The sequence below is a fragment of the Thalassococcus sp. S3 genome (assembly GCF_004216475.1).
In the GTDB taxonomy this organism is placed as follows: Bacteria; Pseudomonadota; Alphaproteobacteria; order Rhodobacterales; family Rhodobacteraceae.
Genome location: NZ_CP022303.1, coordinates 3,745,591 through 3,762,051, shown reverse-complemented (window position 1 = coordinate 3,762,051; position 16,461 = coordinate 3,745,591). Strand labels below are relative to the sequence as shown.

The window sequence follows — 16,461 nt, the reverse complement described above, 5'->3', positions numbered from 1 at the left end:
TCGTGTTACCTGTTCAACTGATCCAGCCTGGCCCGCACGGATTGTCCATGCGCATCCAGGCTTTCAGACTGTGCCAACCGCTCCGCCGCCGGGCCAATAGCACGGAGCGCATCCGGTGTCATCCGTGCCAGTGTGGTCCGCTTCAAAAAGTCCAGAACGGACAAACCGGAGGAAAACCGGGCAGACCGGGCTGTGGGCAGAACATGATTTGGGCCGCCGACGTAATCCCCGATCGCCTCGGGCGTCCATTGCCCGAGAAAGATTGCCCCCGCATGAATGCACTTGCCCGACAGCGCTTCAGGATCTGCCACGCATAGCTCAAGGTGTTCCGGCGCGATCCGGTTCGATATCTCGGCGGCCTCATCGAGATCCCGCACGGTGATGATGGCCCCGAAGTCCCGCCAGCTTGGGCCGGCGATATCCGCGCGCGAAAGGTCGCGCAGGCGCGCATCGACCGCCTTTGCCACGGCCTGGCCAAAGTCGGCATCATCCGTGATCAGGATGGACTGGGCGCTTTGGTCATGCTCTGCCTGGCTGAGGAGGTCGATTGCGATCCAGTCGGGATTGTTGTCCCTGTCCGCGATGACAAGGATCTCGGACGGTCCGGCGATCATATCGATGCCGACCTTGCCGAACACCCGCCGCTTTGCCGCCGCGACATAAGCATTTCCGGGGCCGGTGATCTTGTCGACGGGCTCAATGGTTTCGGTCCCATAGGCAAGCGCTGCGATGGCCTGTGCGCCGCCGATGCGGTAGACTTCATCCACGCCAGACAAATGCGCCGCCGTGAGCACCAGCGGGTTGACCACTCCATCCGGCGTGGGCACCACCATAGCCAACCGCTCGACACCGGCCACCTTGGCCGGGATCGCATTCATCAGAACGGAGGAGGGGTAGCTGGCCAATCCGCCCGGTACGTAAAGACCTGCCGCCGACACCGCGCTCCAACGCCATCCCAGGGTGGCACCGGAGGCGTCCGTCCAGGTTTCATCCGCCGGCATCTGGCGATCATGGTAGGCGCGGATGCGCTCGGCTGCGCATTCGAGTGCCGCACGGTCCTCTTTGGGCGTGGCTGCAACCGCGTCCGCGATGTCGGTTTCGCTGAAGGCGAGTGCCTCGGGTGACAATCGGACCCGGTCGAATTTTTCGGTCAACTCCAGCACAGCCTCATCGCCCCGGGACCGGACATCCGCGATGATATCGGCGACAACCGCATCGACATCAGCGCTGTCTTCGCGCTTGGCGCCAAGAAGCTCGGAAAACTTCGTCTCGAAATCGTCCGAGCGTGTAGAGAGAAATACTGGCATCGTTGCACGCCTCCTGTCTGGAGCAGCGACATAGCCCTGTGCCTTGCTGGCCTCAAGCCCGGTCTAAAGGCATCCAATAGTGCAGATCGTTCTGGTAGCGATCTGGGAGCCTTACCGCACGCGGCATCAGCCCGCATCGCTCAAAGCCGGCGCGCTCGTAAAATCGGATCGCACGGTTGTTTTCCTCGGCGACATAGAGTTCGATCTGAGCAAATCCCCGCGCTCGCGCCTGCACGATGGCATCCTGCAGTAGCTCGTGGGCCGCTGGCCCGCCCCGCCAGGTCGCGCGCACGTAAAAGGCGTTGATCCAGACCCGGTGCGCAAGGGGTGCCGCTGTTTCTGGGTCGAGTGACAAAACCGCGGTCAGGTCGGTCCCGTCGAACCGGCCGATGATGCAGTTCTGGGCAAGGCGTTCGCGCACTTCATCGTCTGATTTGGCCTTTTCATCCGCGTAAGTCGACAAAAAGGCCTCCGGGAACGTCTTCAAGGCCTCCAACCGGATCGCGCGCCAATCCACAAGGTCATGCGGGGTCAGGATGCGGATCGTCATTCGGGATGACTTGGCTTTTGTCCCGAAGGGGCGCGATAGGGGCGCGTGACGTCTTTCAAGCTGATATCGAGCGCCTCGACACTCAAACGGATAGCGCCGTCGCCCGCAAATGTCAGCAACACGTCGCCAGCGCCGTCTTCTCCCGCATCGAACGCAATCGACATCAGGGACAGGATCGTGTCCTTGTCACTGCGATCCACTCCCTGGCTTGCCACCCTCAGCACATTTTCGATCACGAGGACAGATTGCACACGCTCATAGTCCCGCTGCCGGTTTTCAGGATTGTCCTCCCACCGGAACCTGTTGAGCAAGAGACCGAACCGTCTTTGTGCCGCGCGCCAGGTGATTTCGTGGATCGGCAGCACCGCGTCCTGCACCAGGCTTGAGATAACCTGCAAATCCTCGGCATCCTGCGCCCCAAGGTTCAGCGGCGCCTCCCGTCCGTCTTCGAATGTCGCGTCCTGTGTCACTGTGCCTTCACCCGCTCAATGCGCGCTCCCACGCCTTCAAGCTTTCGCACCACATGTTCATAGCCACGGTCAAGGTGATAGACGCGGCTCACCGTGGTCTCTCCCTCTGCCGCGAGACCGGCCAGGATCAACGATACCGATGCTCTGAGATCCGTCGCCATCACCGGCGCGCCCTTCAGGGTCCGCACGCCGGTCACGGTGGCCGTTCCGCCATGCACATCGATCGTGGCCCCCATCCGCATAAGCTCGGGCGCATGCATGAACCGGTTTTCAAAGATCGTCTCTTCCAGCACGCTGACCCCGTCGGCGGTGCAGAGCAGGGCCATCATCTGGGCCTGGAGATCCGTAGGAAAGCCGGGGAAAGGTTCGGTCGTGACGTTGACCGCGCGAATATGATCGGCGCGCCGCTTGACCCGCAGGCCCTGTTCGGTTTGGTCAATCTCCACGCCCGCCTCGTCAAGCTTGTCGCAAAAGGCCGACAAGAGGTCCTTGCGGCCACCCAGCAGCTCGACCTCGCCACCGCATATCGCCGGGGCCAGCATGTAGGTGCCAAGTTCGATACGATCGGTCACGACCGGATGGGTTGCCCCGTTCAAACGGTCAACCCCTTCAATTGTAATCGTCTCCGTCCCGTCACCTTCGATGCGCGCGCCCATCTTGCGCAGACATCTTGCCAGATCGACGATCTCCGGCTCCCGCGCCGCGCCTTTGAGAACGGTTGTTCCCTTGGCCAATGTGGCGGCCATCAGCGCGTTCTCGGTCGCACCGACCGATGCGAACGGAAACTCAACCGTTCCTCCGGTCAATCGCCCACTCGGCGTGGAGGCATGGACATAACCGTCTTTGAGTTCAAGCTCCGCGCCCATGGACTCTAGGGCTCTGAGGTGAAGATCGACGGGGCGGGCCCCGATCGCGCAGCCCCCGGGCAGCGAGACCACAGCGTGTCCTTCGCGGGCGAGCATGGGCCCCAAGACAAGGATCGAGGCGCGCATTTTGCGGACGATGTCGTAATGCGCCATGTGATTGTTGATATGGTGGCTCGACATCGCAAGCACCTTGCCGTTGTGCAGGGTGCTGACCTCGGCCCCGAGCGATCCCAGAAGATCGGTCATGGTGCGTATGTCGCTGAGCCTGGGGGCGTTGGTCAGGGTCAGGGGCTCTTCGCTGAGCAGGGTTGCCGGCATCAAGGTGAGGCAGGCATTCTTTGCGCCCGCAATGGGAATTTGACCGCTCAGCGGTCCGTTCCCCGTCACAACAATCGAATCCATCTGCCCTTATTCCTTCTCACTGCCTGTATCGTCCGGCGCATGCGACCGCGCCTTGGCCTGCGATTTACGTCGCGCCAGGTTTGCCTTCAGCGCCGCCTTAAGCCGGTCCTCGCGGCTTTCTCCCTTGTTGGGTCGGGATTTCGGTGTGGGTTTCTGCGCCATGTTCTCTTGTCTAGCTCAGGGATCAGACCGGGTCCAGATTGCCCTTGCGTGTCTGGAAATTTGCGTCTAATCACCCGCGCACGATGCTGGCGAAAACTATAGCTCGGGCATCGGTTTCACATGGTCGACTTTGCCTGTGAAACGTCCAAACGAAAGGGCCGCTCCAGTGCCCGCACGATCCGGGGCCATGTCCGGGGAGTAATCTGGAGAACAGCGTGCTGCTGTAGCTCAGAGGTAGAGCACTCCCTTGGTAAGGGAGAGGTCGAGAGTTCGATTCTCTCCAGCAGCACCACCTCACATCATGACAGGTTAGCCGGCTCAGTGCCTTGGATGATAGCGTCATCGTGCGCTGTCCGATGCAGGTTGGTGACAGACGACCTCCATCTGCCGAAACTCCTGAACCGAGTTGGCGGAGCGGAGACGCCCTGCTTAATGGGTGTCGGTCTCAAACCGCGCACGTCATTATTTGTTCGATCACCAGCTTGCAGGATCAATCCGCAAAGGCCCCGCCGGATGTCGCCAATTTGGTCCCTTCTTGTCCATTTGCACCGGAAAGCGAAGGCGGCGCGCAGGTCCCCAGCCGGTTGGTTCGGTTGACGGATCCAGATCGTCTTCCGTTTCCTCGATCACAGCGCCCTGAAAATCACGCGATCCTTGAGACGTGAGGAGCGCGGCGGTGCGGGCCAATGACAGACGGGCGGACATCAGCTTGCCGGACCGGTTGCGGATCCTCAGGGCGCGCAAGACCGTGGCAGCCATCAGATATCCTGTTGCGTGGTCCAGGGCCTGGACAGGGAGCGGAACTGGTCGGTCCGCGCCCTTTCGGCGCATCCCTTCTTCCGCAATTCCGCAACTCATCTGAACGAGGCTGTCAAAGCCACGGCGATCTGCCCATGGTCCGCTCCAGCCATAGGCGCATAGGCTGACGTCGATAAGATGTGGGGCAAGGCGGCACAGCCGATCCCGACCATATCCAAGCCCCTCAAGCGCGCCGGGTCGGTAGCCGTGCACAAGGACATCCGCGTCTGAAAGCAGACGCTCAAATCGGGTTCGGTCATTGGTTTGTGTCAGATCCAGACCTGCGCGCCTTTTGCCGAGCGTGACCTCGGGCTCTACACCGGGTTCGGTCCACCACGGCGGATCAATCCGCAGAACCTCCGCGCCGAAACCTGCGAGAAACCGCGTCGCGACAGGTCCGGCGAGAACGCGGGTGAGGTCAAGCACCTTGATCTGCTCGATCCGGACCGGCCTTGCCTCTGCGCCGATCTGCTGCCAGTCGATCAGAGGTTCGCTTGCGACGGCGCGCCCCTGGGGGTGCGCAGCCCATTCATCGGTGGTGTGCATCGCCGCCGCCGCCCCGTGCCCAGCGACGATTGCGGCTTCCAGATCTGTCTTGCGCCAGCGTTCCACGACGGAGGCGACCGCATCCCAGTCCGCCGCGCAATCAAGGACCCGCAAAGCTGCATCGCGATGGTGCGGGGCATTTGTGTGAAGACGTATCCAGCCATCACTTGACCGGTAGACGCCGGCGATCGCATCCCATGCGGATGGTAAATCCCAACCCACAGGCCGTAAGGTCATGTCGAACCAGAGCGCCGCAAGACGGCGGTCCAGGACGACCTCATGCGCGCCGATCAGTTCCGCAAGCTCGACGGATGCCGCGCGAAAAGCGGACACCGCAAGATCCGTGACCGCAAAACAGGACGGCAATTCGGCCGAGCCGACCTGCGTGACAGAAACGGGAGGGGTGAGGTCCAGCCCCAAAGCCTCATCAATCTGGCGATGCAATGCGTTTTGCATAAAAGCCTCCTTGGTTTGTCGCCAGCAAATCAGGTGCTTGTGCGCGGGTAAATCTTGATCAATATAATCAACATGAAAGAGCCTGACTGGATCGATGCAAAGTCCGCCTGCGTTATATTGGGGATCAAGCCTCAGACCCTTTACGCCTATGTCAGCCGACGTCAGATCCGTGCCAGGGCCGATCCGAATGACGCGCGTCTCAGCCTGTATTCAAGGCGTGACGTCGATACGCTCCTGCGGCAGAAACGTCGCCCTAGGGCCCGCGCGGATGTCGCTGAAGCGGCCATTCGTTGGGGGGATCCGGTGCTGCCGACATCCATTTCCGAAATCAGGGACGGCACGATCTGGGTGCGAGGGCATGCGATCGAAGACTGCGCCGAGACGCTGGCCTTGGAGGAGGTGGCGGAACTGCTTTGCGGGGGTGGGCGTGTCACCTCTGTCTTGACGAAACTCAGCGTTGAGGGGTCAACCCCCTTCGCCCGGGCCATGAAAGCCCTTGCCCAGCAAGCGGAGGCCGCGACCCCGATGCAGGGCCGAAGCGCAGGGCAGATGGCCCGGGAAGTGGGCAACATGATCTCGTTAATCGCCGATGCCTGTTTGGGACGAAGCGAGACGGGACACATTCACACGCGGATCGGATCTGTCTGGGGGCTCGATGGCACCGGAACCGATGCCGCCCGGCGTGCGCTGGTGCTTCTCAGCGATCATGAATTGAACCCATCGACATTCGCGGTTCGGGTTTGTGCCGCAACCGGTGCCAGCCTGCCCGCATCTCTTTTGGCGGGGATGGCCACCTTGAGCGGACCGCTGCATGGGGGCGTTGCGGGGTTGACCAATAAGGCATTGGGCGCGGCGATAAAGGGACGTTTTGACACCTTTCTGAACGGGCATGCCGAAAGTGCGCCCTATGCCTTTGGCTTCGGCCATCCCCTTTATCCTGAGGGTGATCCCAGAGCGCGGCATCTTCTTGAGCAGATCCCCCGCAGGTCGGCCGCTCGGATGGCGGTCGGGCAGATATCCGACCGTCTTGCGATTGCGCCCAATATCGATGCCGCTCTCGCTGCGTTGGAGGTGCATTTTGCGTACCCTCCGCATGCGGCCACGTCCCTCTTTGCGATAGGCCGCGCTGCGGGGTGGATTGCCCATGCCATTGAGCAGGTGCAAAGTGGCCAGATGATCAGGCCGCGCGCGAGATATCTGGCCGAACCCTGAAAAAGGCAGCGACGATCCTGTGTTCGGGCCTGTATCCGGGGTCGTCACGGCCCCTCAACACCACTGCAGATCCCAACAAGAATTGATGCGTCAAACGTGGAATGCGAAGGCGGGCTGACGCGTATCAACAGAAAACGAAAGGGACGAGGTTTACGGCCTCGGCCTGTCTTCGCAAACGGGTCTCTCGCAATCGCATTGACCGGTTGAACAACACGTTCAACGCAACATCTGGTTGCGTTTACTCAACTTCCAATAGGCTCTATTGTAAGGTAGCATGATTCTACCTTCATGTAATTAATAAATAAAATCGCCTTGAAATCTCAGGTAAACATTGTTTACCACTTTTGCGAATCAACCCTGAATTGTATTTTGAGGTTCCGCGCTCCGATATCCCGGTGCCAGAATCCAACGCGTTTGATTGTGGTCCGTGATCTCGGGTGCGCTCAACCTGCACGCCAATAAAGGATCTCGACATGTCACATATTCACGCTTTGGGCTGGTACGGTCTGGACGATTTTCTCTCCCCCACCATGCCGGGGTTGCCGGGCGCGCCCACGCTGGCCGTTTCGCTGGACGACCTGGCGCATTTTCCCGAACCCATAACGATTGGGGCCCGCGACAGAGAGTTCCCGGCGATTTCAAACGCGGCGCTGGCCCCCGTGATGCCCATCACTGCAATCGTGTCTCCCGTCAATCTGATTGAGGGAACGGACCGGAACGATCAGCTGTTCGGGACTGCAGGATATGACATCATCTTTGGCCTCGGCGGTAACGACTATATCGTCGGTGGCGGTGATGGGGATCAGCTTTATGGCAATAGCGGAGATGACTTCATTCTCGGGAACGAGGGGGATGATCTGCTGAGCGGTGGATCGGGGAATGATACGCTGAACGGGGGCGCCGGTCGGGATCTCGTCGACGGCGAAGACGGCAACGATCTGTTGTACGGCGGGCGCGGCGACGACTCGATGAGCGGCGGCGCGGGCGATGACCGGCTTTTCGGCGGTGATGGCGATGACGTGCTTTTTGGGAACGATGGAAATGACCTGCTGCGCCTCGACGATGGAGACAATGTCGGTGTCGGGGGCGCCGGTAACGACAGGATCGTTTCCGGCGACGGGGTCGACCAGATCTTTGGCGGGGCCGATGACGATTTCATCAACAGCGGCGGTGGCAATGACATCGTGCGGGGTGGCACGGGCAATGACGGCGTGACCGGCAACGTCGGAGACGACCAGGTCTTTGGTGACGATGGTGACGATCTTGTCTATGGCTGGCATGGCGATGATCAGGTGCATGGCGGCGCCGGTAACGACCGCGTGGATGGTGAACAGGGCAATGACAACGTCTCGGGCGGTGCCGGTGTCGACACCCTCTGGGGCGGCGATGGCAACGACACGCTCGAAGGCGGCGCCGGAAACGATGCGCTTGACGGCGGACGGGGTGACGATCTGCTTTATGCCTTCTCCTACGGGGGCGAGCCCGTGCCGGCGCAGGATCCGGGTGGACAGGTCAATCCAGGCCAACCGGTCGAGGATACCGATACCATGACCGGCTGGCGCGGCGCCGACACTTTCGTGTTCCGCTGGTTGATTGATGCAAAGGAAGAGATCCTCGACAAACACCGGGATGCCGAAGGCAATGTCGACTACTCGATGAACGGTGTTGCAGGCGAGAACGACAATGTCCACGATCACTGGGTCGCCGATATCGGCGTCAAGATCGTGACCGACTACACCGCTGCCGAAGGCGATCAATTGGTCTTCGAAGGGCATACGGTGGAGTTGGCATCGGTTGAACACTTCGACTATGATGGCGATGGCACGATCGATACGGTGCTGAATTTCATCAGCAATCAAGGTGGCAATGGCGGGGCTCATGATCAGGACAGTGTCGGCAAGGTCGTGATCCTGAACACCATCATCGACACGGTCGAGGTGGATGCGGGCGTGTTCTATGGCGTGGAAGATCCGTATTCCGCCATCGGCTAAGACCTGGACGCCCAGAGCCAAATTTGGGATCGCGGGATGCTCGCTTTTTCAGGCGGGCATCCCTGCAGCCCTCGCCAAGCCGGATTGCAGAAGCTAAGCCTTGAGCAAACGGTTTGAAGGGGCGCGCCATGAAGGTTGCAACCGCGGCCTATCCTCTGGATTGGTTCGATACTTGGGCGCAATACGAAGACAAGCTGGCATCCTGGGTGTCGGAGGCCGCCTCGAACGGTGCCACGCTGCTGGTTTTTCCGGAATACGGGGCGATGGAACTGGCGACGCTGGCAGGCGCGACCGTTGCCGGTGATCTGGAGGGGTCGCTCCACGCGGTTTCCGATCTGATGGCCGAAGCGGATGCACTGCATGCCCGGCTGGCTGCGGAGCATGATGTGCATATCCTCGCCGCATCCGGCCCTGCGGCTGCGGATCCACGTCCGGTCAACCGGGCGCGGCTGATCACGCCGGATGGTGCCGTCGGTGTTCAGGATAAGCAGATCATGACCCGGTTCGAACGGGAAGAATGGCATGTCGCATCGGGCGGTCCCTTGACCCTCTTCGACACGGATCTGGGCCGGATCGGTGTTCTGATTTGCTATGACGCGGAATTTCCGTTGCTGGGCCGCGCCTTGGCCGAGGCCGATATTCTTCTGGTGCCATCCTGTACCGAGGCACTGTCGGGTTACTGGCGTGTGCGGATCGGGGCGATGGCGCGGGCCTTGGAAAGCCAATGTGTTTCGGTGATGTCGTCTGTCGTCGGGGCCGCGGACTGGTCGCCTGCCGTTGACATCAACACAGGTACGGGCGGCGTGTTCGGCCCGCCAGACAAGGGGTTTCCGCAGACCGGCGTGCTTGCCGAGGGTCAGCTTGATCTGCCCGGATGGACCTATGCCGAGGTCGATCTGGATGCCATCGCACATGTCCGCCATGACGGCGTCGTTCTCAACCGCACTCACTGGCAGGAGCAGCCGGCCCGCATCAAATCGGTCACAAAGCGGGACCTCCGCTCAGAACGCCCTTGAAAAAAAGGAGGGATGGCCTCATTTAAGGCCACGCCCCGCACATGGCGGGACCCACTGTAATGGAGACAACATGGCCAAGGAAGATACGCTCGAATTTCCCGGTGTCGTGAAGGAACTCCTGCCCAATGCGACGTTTCGGGTCGAGCTAGAGAATGGCCATGAAATCATCGCACATACGGCAGGCAAGATGCGCAAAAACCGCATCCGCGTTCTGGCTGGCGACAAGGTGCAGGTCGAAATGACCCCCTATGATCTGACCAAGGGTCGGATCAATTACCGTTTCAAGTAAGCGGTCACGATTTGATATTTGCGCTTCGGACCAAGGGCTTGGGCTAAACATGGCTTTGATCTTGGGCTCTGGCAGTCCACGACGGCGAGAGCTTCTGGCGCAGATCGGGGTGGTGGCGGATGAAATCCGCCCCCCCGATATCGACGAAACCCCTCTGAAAAACGAACTCCCGCGTCCCTACTGCGCCCGCATCGCGCGTGAAAAGGCAGCGGCGGTAAAGGCCGGGGCATCGGATATCGTGCTTTGCGCCGACACCACGGTCGCGCTGGGTCGTCGTATTCTCGGCAAGCCCGAAGATGCGGGGCAGGCGGCGGAGTTTCTCCATGCCATGTCCGGGCGCAGGCATCGTGTGATCACGGCCGTTGCGATACGCAGGGGCGATCAGGTGTGGGAGCGTGATGTGGTCAGCCAGGTCAAGATGAAACGGCTGTCGGATGCCGAGGTGAATGCCTATCTGGCGACCGAAGACTGGCAAGGCAAGGCGGGCGGATATGCCATCCAGGGGCCGGCCGGCGCCTTCATTCCGTGGATCAGCGGGTCCTTCACGGGCATCGTGGGCCTGCCGCTGGCCGAAACGGCGGGCCTCTTGCAGGCCGCGGGATATCCGCTTTACAGGGCTGACGCATGAAGGGGCGAACTATTCTTTTGGACCATTTGCAGGGCCGGGAAACCGCGGTGCTGATGGTGGATGGCGCCCTGGATGACATTCTGATCGAAACCGATCAGCCGGCGCCCGGAACGATCTACCGCGCCCGGGCCGAGAGGCCGGTCAAAGGGCAGGGCGGCATGTTTCTCGCCACACCGGACGGCCGGGCGTTTCTGAGGCAGGTCAAGGGTTTGTCGGCAGGGTCCACATTGCTGGTTCAGGTCACCGGCTACGCCGAGCCGGGCAAGGCGATGCCTGTCACGCAGCGCCTGCTCTTCAAGAGCCGTTATGCGATCGTGACGCCCGACGCGCCGGGGTTGAACATCTCGCGGGTTATCCGGGACGAAGAAGAACGCGATCGGCTGCTCGAGGTCGCACATGATGTTTTCGATGCGGAACCTTTCGGTCTGATCCTGCGCTCTGCCTGTGCCGGTGCCGATGTGGAGGAGATCGCGGAGGATATCACAGCCATGTCAGGGCTTGCCCGGCAGATCATGGACGATGCCGAGGGAGAGGTCGAACGCCTCCTGGATGGCGACGGTCCACATCTGCTGGCCTGGCGGGATTGGAGCGAGCCTGCGGATATCGTGACAGACGCCGGATGCCTGGAAGATCACGGCGCGCTGGAGGCGATAGACGCGGCCCGCTCCCACCGGGTCGCATTGTCGGGCGGGGCCTCATTCTTTGTGGAGCCGACACGGGCCTTGGTCGCAGTGGATGTCAATACGGGCCCGGATACGTCCATGGCGGCAGGGCTCAAAGCCAATCTGGCGACCGCCAAGGCCCTTCCAAGGGCGTTGCGGGTGCGCGGTCTGGGAGGGCAGATCACACTCGATCTCGCGCCGATGCCCAAAAAGGACCGGCGTGCATTTGAGGCGGCGTTACGTGCGGCCTTCAGATCCGATCCGACGGAAACGGCGCTGGTGGGCTGGACGCCTTTGGGTCATTATGAACTGCAACGCAAACGTGCGCGTCTGCCACTGGCCGAGGTGATTAGATGAGCTGCCCGATTTGTCACGCTGCCACGGAGCGGAAATATCGTCCATTCTGTTCAAAACGCTGTGCTGATCTTGATCTTGCCAAGTGGATGAACGGCTCCTACTCGGTGCCATCCAGCGACCCCGACGACGCCGAGAAAGCGGCGGAGGAGGCGGCGCGTCAAACCCCGCCCAGACCGCACTAGCCGAGCCCCGGCAGCCACAGGGCCAGCTGCGGAAACAGAATGAGCAGCGCAACCACGCATAGCGAGCAGAGGATAAACGGTACCGCCGCGAGATAGATCTGTCGCATGGTCGTATCCGGTGGTGCCACCCCCTTCATCACAAAAAGCAGCAGCCCGAAGGGCGGCGTCGTAAAGCTGATCTCCAGCGCCAGCAGCATGATCAGCCCGAACCAGATCGGGTCGAAGCCAAGCGTCGTGGCCAGTGGAAAAAAGATCGGCACGGTCAGCAACATCATGGAGATCTGTTCCATGAACATCCCAAGAATTAGCAGCACGGCAAACATGACCAGCAACATCGCGACCGGTGCCAGCTCGAAGTCCGTGGCCCATTCGATCAGCCCGCGCGAGGCGCCGGAAAAGGCCAGAAGCTGGCTGAACGTCGCTGATCCAAAAACGATCAGATACGCCATCAGCGTCACCCTCAGTGCGCCGATCACCGATTTCTTCATAGCGTCCCAGGTCAGGCACCGGAAGAGCGCGGCCAGGATCAGAACGCCCAAGGCGCCGAAGGCCGCAGCCTCGGACGGGGTGACGATACCCCTCACCATCATGACGATGATGACCACCATCACGCCCACCATCGGCACCACTTCCCGAAACAGAAGCCAGAGCTTGCCTAGCAAGGGCAGCGGCTCCACGTCATAGGCCGGTGCCGCACTGGGATCGAGCTGGGTTTGCAGCCAGATCGTCCCGATGTAGAAGCCTGCCAGGATCAGTCCCGGGATGATGCCCGCTATCAGAAGTGCCGCAACGTCGATCTGGGCAAGCGTCGCCAGTAGCACGGCCAGAGCCGAGGGCGGGATTATGATTGCCAACCCCCCCGTGCCAAGGATCGGCCCGACGGACATGTGTTTCTTGTATCCGCGCTGGCTCATCTCCGGCACCATGAGCGAGCCCAAAAGCGCGGTCGATCCCATGGACGAGCCCGAGAGCGTGGAAAACGCTGTCCCGCCCAGCACGGTCACATAGCTCAGGCGCCCGGGCAGCCGCCCCAAAAGGCGGTCAATGGCGGTGAACATCCGCCCGCCAAGCCCGGTGTGAAAGAAGATCTCTCCCATCAGCAGGAAAAGCGGGATCGGCACCAGCGCAAACTTCGTCAGCGACCCGAAGCCATTGTTCAGGAGTTGTGCCACCCCGCGATCGCCGCCCATGAAGACCCAGGCCCCCAGAATGTTGGCGGCCAGAAAGGCCAGCGCGACCGGCATTCCGATCGCCATCAGGAACATGATAGAGCCCACCAGAAGGGCCAGCGCTTCGTACCACTCCATTATTCGTGGATCCCCGCTTCACCCGAATGCATCAACTCTGATCCGAAAACGAAGCGTGAGAACTCTATGGCCATCATTCCGAACGCGATAGGAAAGCTGATTGTCAGGATCCAGCGCGGTGTGAAATAGGCGCGGACGTCATAGTCGTTCCGCTCGATATTGGTCAGGAACAGCTCCAGTCCCTTCCACGCAAGGATCAGGCTGACCGCAACGCAGGCTAGGGCCACGCCACGGCTCACAATCCGGCGCAGAGGGGCGGGGAGGGCAGCGGTGACCAGCTCGATATGGACATGCCCTTTTTCGCGCACCAGCCAGGGCGCACCGAGCATTGTCATATAGAGAATACCGTATTCGGTCGAGGTAAAGAGCCAGGCAAAGGGTTGCAGGCCAAGATTGCGCATCACCACCGACGTGATCACCGAGATCATCAGCCAGATCAGCGTCGCGCCGGCAACGCCCGCCATCGCATAAAGCAATGCCGTGTAGATCGAAAAGACCAGCCGCATTCTGCCCTGCCTCAAGGCCCCGGCGCGGAATGCGCCGAGGCCTATGTCTTCTTAATCGGCTGCTGTATCGTAGAACAGCGAAATCAGCGTGTCATAATTGCCGTCGCCAGAGGGATGCTCGGCCATCAGGCCTTTCATGCGCTCCCAGGTCTTTTCCCGAGCGGCGGCCAGGTAGTTTGCCCGCGCCTCGCCCTGCAGCTCGACCACTTGCATCCCGCCCTCGGCCAGAGCGGCAAAGTCCGCGTCCTTCTTGGCCGTCAGCGCCTCGACACTGTCTTTTTCGTGCTGAATGGCGACATCCTGCAGAACCTGCTGCGCTTCGGGGCTCAGCGCGTTCCAGCGATCCAGATTGATGATCACGCCCAGATCGGTTGAAAAGAAGTTCGGCTCGATCCGGTAGTTCAGGAACTCGTTCCATTTCAGGTCGATCAGACCGATCTGCGTCCAGCCGGTCGCATCAACGACCCCGCGTTGCAGTGCGGCATAAACTTCACCAGTGGGAAGGTCGATCACCTGTGCCCCGAGATAGTTGGTGAAGAATGCGTTATAGACGGCATTCCCACGCAGCTTCAGGCCCTCAACCTCCAGATTGCCCTCGTCATCGAATTCAGGCTCGTTGCGGGTCCAGAGGTTGTAGCTGACGCCGCTGTCGAACCAACCCAGGTACTTCACCCCCATTTTTTCCTGGTGGATCTGGTCGATCAATTCGGTGCCGCCATTTTCCCGCGTTTCCACCGCCGTCAGGTTGGACGCGACCATGGCGTCTTTCTCAGGCACGGTGCCACCGTAGAAACTGCCCGGCGTATAGACCATATCGACAATGCCGTCGCGCACCGCGTCGGGCTGTTGGAACATGCCGATGGCTTCCGGTCCACCGCGCACGTCAATCTGGATCACGCCCTCCCCAGCCTCGTTGACCTTTTCCACGAAGCTCAGGAAACTCTGAGTGTAAATCAGTGTTTCCGGAAAGGCGTGGACGGCGGTGATCGTCTCCTCCGCCCAGGCAGCAGTGCTCCCCACCAGCACCGCTCCGGCGGTGATCCCGCTCAAAAAAGGTATTCGCATTTCATTTCTCTCCTTGTGATCGTGGGGCAAGCAGCTCACCCCTCCCTGTTTGCGCAGACATGACATGTGCCGTGCCCATGCAGAATTCGTCGGTTGCCGCATGTGAAGCGGCAAGCCTGGCCCTCTCGGGGCCGCGCCGCGGTTGACCGGGTGTTCCACTCAACCGCCCCCGTCCTTGTCGGTGATCGGCTCCCAATGCCGATCCTGGCTGTCCCCAACCCGATGCAGTGACATTTCAAGCCGAAACATGTCCGGCCGGTAAAGCGCCGAGAGATACTCCACCCCCGACCCGTCCGCATCCATCACCACCCGTGTCAGCCCCAGCAAGGCGGTTCCGACGGACACACCCAGCGCATCGGCCACATCCGGCGACGCAAGGGCGGCTGTCACCGATTGGCGTGCGCTGCCAATCTGCACGCCGGAGCGTTCCAGAAGCTGGAAAAGAGGGGTGGTGGCGAGGTCAGCCTCCGAATAGCTCTGGGCGATTTTTTCGGGCACATGCGTCGTCAGATGGGAAAACGCCGCCCCGTCCGCATCGCGCACGCGGACCGCCGTTTGGACGCGGGCGCCATCAGCCAGACCCAGCGCGCTCGACACCGTCTTGGGCGCGGGGCCGTAGGAAAAGGAGAGGAGCCGCGCAGTGCTTTCCTCCCCCATGCGGACGATCTGGGGAACAAGCGTGCCCATATCCGCGGCCAGTGGCGTATCGATGATGCGGTTGGATCTGACGATGGATCCGGCACCCACCCGCTTTTTGATCAGACCATCCTGGCAGAGCGCATCGAGCGCCCGGCGGATCGTCACGCGAGAGACGCCATGTTCGGCACAAAGCTTATGCTCGGACGGCAACACGGACCCGTCGGCATAGATGCCGCCGGAGATACGCTCCCGGAGCAGCAGGTACACTCTGCGTGACTTGCCGCCCTCGGGAAGTTGAACGCTTGCCGTATCGCGCATTCTTTCCCCTTCGCTTTGCGCAAGCCTAATGCTGCATATTTTGTTTTCAAGTGAATAAACATCTGTAAGGATCAGATATTGAGAGATGAACAAGTCAAAATCTGTCCTTTTTGAGAGACAGATTTAGCAGGGGGTCGTCATGCCGGTCATCGAGCTTCACATCGTCGAAGGCTATCAAAGTGCTGAGAAAACTCGGCTGGGACAAGTGCTTACGGATGCCGTGCGCCAGGTTGTGCCCGCAGCGCCTGACGCGGTCACCGTGATGATCCACGAGATGCCATCGGCCCATTACATGCGGGGCCGTCAACATCGCGACGGCGCCCCGGCCTTGCCCGATCCGGAAACAATTGTCCGCGACTATCTCGCCGCGATGGAGCAGCGGGACCTGCCGAAGGCCGAAAGCTATCTATGAGATGATTTCTCGATGCAGTTTCCCGGCGCCGAACCGATGACCAAATTGCAAGAGCTGATCGATTGGGCGGCGCCGCGTTATCGCTTTGTCCGCAAAAGCTATGATGGTTTCGATGTGGCGATGTCGGAGGGTGAGACGCTGGTCTATTGTCGGGGAACGCTGTCCGGAGAATGGCCGGACGGCGCGTCCTTTGAAGGCATCCGGTTCATCGACCGGTTTTTGTTGCGCGACGGACGGATCGCGCGTCAGGAGGTTTGGAACGATCTTGCTGAACATCTTCGCAACCGGGCGTGAAGATTGTCGATATCCGCGATCCCGCC

19 protein-coding genes and 1 tRNA gene are annotated in these 16,461 nt (G+C 60.9%); 10 read left to right on the top strand and 10 right to left on the bottom strand.

All coding sequences use genetic code 11. The features are described 5' to 3' along the window. Window positions 1-5 precede the first annotated feature (5 nt). From hisD to CFI11_RS24380, 5 genes are read right to left on the bottom strand one after another with little or no spacing between them, the layout of a single operon-like run. Window positions 6-1,307 (bottom strand): histidinol dehydrogenase, encoded by a 1,302-nt coding sequence (hisD, locus tag CFI11_RS18515; RefSeq protein ID WP_130408608.1) that lies wholly within the window; start codon window positions 1,305-1,307, stop codon window positions 6-8. A 52-nt stretch (window positions 1,308-1,359) separates the two neighbouring features. After that, window positions 1,360-1,857 carry a GNAT family N-acetyltransferase gene (locus CFI11_RS18510; protein ID WP_130408606.1) on the bottom strand — a complete coding sequence of 166 codons (498 nt, stop codon included), beginning with the start codon at window positions 1,855-1,857 and terminating at the stop codon, window positions 1,360-1,362. Continuing rightward, window positions 1,854-2,327, bottom strand: a complete 474-nt coding sequence (locus CFI11_RS18505) for a DUF2948 family protein (RefSeq protein WP_130408604.1) — start codon at window positions 2,325-2,327, stop codon at window positions 1,854-1,856. The genes CFI11_RS18510 and CFI11_RS18505 overlap by 4 nt, the downstream gene beginning before the upstream one ends. After that, entirely contained in the window at window positions 2,324-3,595 is a 1,272-nt protein-coding gene (murA, locus tag CFI11_RS18500) for a UDP-N-acetylglucosamine 1-carboxyvinyltransferase (RefSeq protein ID WP_130408602.1), read from the bottom strand. Before murA ends, CFI11_RS18505 begins: the two co-directional genes overlap by 4 nt. A gap of 6 nt (window positions 3,596-3,601) precedes the next feature. Beyond that, complete coding sequence (locus CFI11_RS24380; protein WP_165390305.1) at window positions 3,602-3,757, bottom strand: hypothetical protein; 156 nt, start codon at window positions 3,755-3,757, stop codon at window positions 3,602-3,604. A gap of 217 nt (window positions 3,758-3,974) precedes the next feature. Here CFI11_RS24380 and CFI11_RS18495 point away from each other — a divergent pair. Further along, window positions 3,975-4,049 (top strand) — tRNA-Thr (locus CFI11_RS18495). A gap of 182 nt (window positions 4,050-4,231) precedes the next feature. On the opposite strand, the gene CFI11_RS18490 is transcribed toward CFI11_RS18495, so the two are convergent. Continuing rightward, window positions 4,232-5,557, bottom strand: coding sequence for a CoA transferase (locus CFI11_RS18490; RefSeq protein WP_130408600.1), 1,326 nt, complete (start codon window positions 5,555-5,557; stop codon window positions 4,232-4,234). Window positions 5,558-5,629: 72 nt separating this feature from the next. Here CFI11_RS18490 and CFI11_RS18485 point away from each other — a divergent pair, with 72 nt between their 5' ends. From CFI11_RS18485 to CFI11_RS18455, 7 genes are all read left to right on the top strand, one after another. Further along, the gene (locus CFI11_RS18485) at window positions 5,630-6,769 is read left to right on the top strand and encodes a citrate synthase family protein (protein WP_130408598.1); all 1,140 of its coding nucleotides are present in this window, start codon (window positions 5,630-5,632) and stop codon (window positions 6,767-6,769) included. 473 nt (window positions 6,770-7,242) lie between these two features. Continuing rightward, entirely contained in the window at window positions 7,243-8,760 is a 1,518-nt protein-coding gene (locus tag CFI11_RS18480) for a calcium-binding protein (protein ID WP_130408596.1), read from the top strand. 128 nt (window positions 8,761-8,888) lie between these two features. Beyond that, a complete protein-coding gene (locus CFI11_RS18475) occupies window positions 8,889-9,776 on the top strand; it encodes a carbon-nitrogen hydrolase family protein (RefSeq protein WP_130408594.1) in 888 nt (295 codons plus the stop codon). Window positions 9,777-9,846: 70 nt separating this feature from the next. Next, window positions 9,847-10,065: a translation initiation factor IF-1 gene (gene infA, locus CFI11_RS18470; RefSeq protein WP_005978431.1), complete on the top strand. Its 219-nt coding sequence runs from the start codon at window positions 9,847-9,849 to the stop codon at window positions 10,063-10,065. A 49-nt stretch (window positions 10,066-10,114) separates the two neighbouring features. Next, on the top strand, window positions 10,115-10,693 hold the full coding sequence (locus tag CFI11_RS18465; RefSeq protein ID WP_130408592.1) for a nucleoside triphosphate pyrophosphatase: 579 nt from the start codon (window positions 10,115-10,117) through the stop codon (window positions 10,691-10,693). Continuing rightward, window positions 10,690-11,712 carry a ribonuclease E/G gene (locus CFI11_RS18460; protein ID WP_130408590.1) on the top strand — a complete coding sequence of 341 codons (1,023 nt, stop codon included), beginning with the start codon at window positions 10,690-10,692 and terminating at the stop codon, window positions 11,710-11,712. The genes CFI11_RS18465 and CFI11_RS18460 overlap by 4 nt, the downstream gene beginning before the upstream one ends. Next, entirely contained in the window at window positions 11,709-11,894 is a 186-nt protein-coding gene (locus CFI11_RS18455; RefSeq protein ID WP_130408588.1) for a DNA gyrase inhibitor YacG, read from the top strand. Before CFI11_RS18460 ends, CFI11_RS18455 begins: the two co-directional genes overlap by 4 nt. Here the strand turns inward: CFI11_RS18455 and CFI11_RS18450 are convergent. The 4 genes from CFI11_RS18450 to CFI11_RS18435 form a co-directional block, all read right to left on the bottom strand. Beyond that, window positions 11,891-13,201 (bottom strand): TRAP transporter large permease subunit, encoded by a 1,311-nt coding sequence (locus tag CFI11_RS18450; protein WP_130408586.1) that lies wholly within the window; start codon window positions 13,199-13,201, stop codon window positions 11,891-11,893. The two genes, CFI11_RS18455 and CFI11_RS18450, sit on opposite strands and share 4 nt — an antisense overlap. After that, window positions 13,201-13,707 carry a TRAP transporter small permease gene (locus CFI11_RS18445; protein ID WP_130408584.1) on the bottom strand — a complete coding sequence of 169 codons (507 nt, stop codon included), beginning with the start codon at window positions 13,705-13,707 and terminating at the stop codon, window positions 13,201-13,203. The genes CFI11_RS18450 and CFI11_RS18445 overlap by 1 nt, the downstream gene beginning before the upstream one ends. 51 nt (window positions 13,708-13,758) lie before the next feature. Further along, window positions 13,759-14,772, bottom strand: coding sequence for a TRAP transporter substrate-binding protein DctP (gene dctP / locus CFI11_RS18440; protein ID WP_130408582.1), 1,014 nt, complete (start codon window positions 14,770-14,772; stop codon window positions 13,759-13,761). 159 nt (window positions 14,773-14,931) lie between these two features. Further along, a complete protein-coding gene (locus tag CFI11_RS18435) occupies window positions 14,932-15,729 on the bottom strand; it encodes a GntR family transcriptional regulator (RefSeq protein ID WP_130408580.1) in 798 nt (265 codons plus the stop codon). Window positions 15,730-15,868: 139 nt separating this feature from the next. Here CFI11_RS18435 and CFI11_RS25000 point away from each other — a divergent pair, with 139 nt between their 5' ends. Beyond that, a complete protein-coding gene (locus tag CFI11_RS25000) occupies window positions 15,869-16,141 on the top strand; it encodes a 4-oxalocrotonate tautomerase family protein (RefSeq protein WP_371687448.1) in 273 nt (90 codons plus the stop codon). A gap of 36 nt (window positions 16,142-16,177) precedes the next feature. After that, the gene (locus tag CFI11_RS24995) at window positions 16,178-16,435 is read left to right on the top strand and encodes a hypothetical protein (protein WP_371687447.1); all 258 of its coding nucleotides are present in this window, start codon (window positions 16,178-16,180) and stop codon (window positions 16,433-16,435) included. Window positions 16,436-16,461: the final 26 nt, after the last annotated feature.

What these genes read in the sequence shown, in the direction of transcription:
- CFI11_RS18510 (WP_130408606.1), bottom strand. Translation starts at nt 1,857, where the DNA reads ATGACGATCCGCATCCTGACCCCGCATGACCTTGTGGATTGGCGCGCG.
- CFI11_RS18485 (WP_130408598.1), top strand. Translation starts at nt 5,630, where the DNA reads ATGAAAGAGCCTGACTGGATCGATGCAAAGTCCGCCTGCGTTATATTG.
- CFI11_RS18480 (WP_130408596.1), top strand. Translation starts at nt 7,243, where the DNA reads ATGTCACATATTCACGCTTTGGGCTGGTACGGTCTGGACGATTTTCTC.
- CFI11_RS18445 (WP_130408584.1), bottom strand. Translation starts at nt 13,707, where the DNA reads ATGCGGCTGGTCTTTTCGATCTACACGGCATTGCTTTATGCGATGGCG.
- CFI11_RS18490 (WP_130408600.1), bottom strand. Translation starts at nt 5,557, where the DNA reads ATGCAAAACGCATTGCATCGCCAGATTGATGAGGCTTTGGGGCTGGAC.
- CFI11_RS24995 (WP_371687447.1), top strand. Translation starts at nt 16,178, where the DNA reads ATGACCAAATTGCAAGAGCTGATCGATTGGGCGGCGCCGCGTTATCGC.
- CFI11_RS18455 (WP_130408588.1), top strand. Translation starts at nt 11,709, where the DNA reads ATGAGCTGCCCGATTTGTCACGCTGCCACGGAGCGGAAATATCGTCCA.
- CFI11_RS18435 (WP_130408580.1), bottom strand. Translation starts at nt 15,729, where the DNA reads ATGCGCGATACGGCAAGCGTTCAACTTCCCGAGGGCGGCAAGTCACGC.
- hisD (WP_130408608.1), bottom strand. Translation starts at nt 1,307, where the DNA reads ATGCCAGTATTTCTCTCTACACGCTCGGACGATTTCGAGACGAAGTTT.
- CFI11_RS25000 (WP_371687448.1), top strand. Translation starts at nt 15,869, where the DNA reads ATGCCGGTCATCGAGCTTCACATCGTCGAAGGCTATCAAAGTGCTGAG.
- murA (WP_130408602.1), bottom strand. Translation starts at nt 3,595, where the DNA reads ATGGATTCGATTGTTGTGACGGGGAACGGACCGCTGAGCGGTCAAATT.
- CFI11_RS18475 (WP_130408594.1), top strand. Translation starts at nt 8,889, where the DNA reads ATGAAGGTTGCAACCGCGGCCTATCCTCTGGATTGGTTCGATACTTGG.
- CFI11_RS18460 (WP_130408590.1), top strand. Translation starts at nt 10,690, where the DNA reads ATGAAGGGGCGAACTATTCTTTTGGACCATTTGCAGGGCCGGGAAACC.
- infA (WP_005978431.1), top strand. Translation starts at nt 9,847, where the DNA reads ATGGCCAAGGAAGATACGCTCGAATTTCCCGGTGTCGTGAAGGAACTC.
- dctP (WP_130408582.1), bottom strand. Translation starts at nt 14,772, where the DNA reads ATGCGAATACCTTTTTTGAGCGGGATCACCGCCGGAGCGGTGCTGGTG.
- CFI11_RS18465 (WP_130408592.1), top strand. Translation starts at nt 10,115, where the DNA reads ATGGCTTTGATCTTGGGCTCTGGCAGTCCACGACGGCGAGAGCTTCTG.
- CFI11_RS18450 (WP_130408586.1), bottom strand. Translation starts at nt 13,201, where the DNA reads ATGGAGTGGTACGAAGCGCTGGCCCTTCTGGTGGGCTCTATCATGTTC.
- CFI11_RS24380 (WP_165390305.1), bottom strand. Translation starts at nt 3,757, where the DNA reads ATGGCGCAGAAACCCACACCGAAATCCCGACCCAACAAGGGAGAAAGC.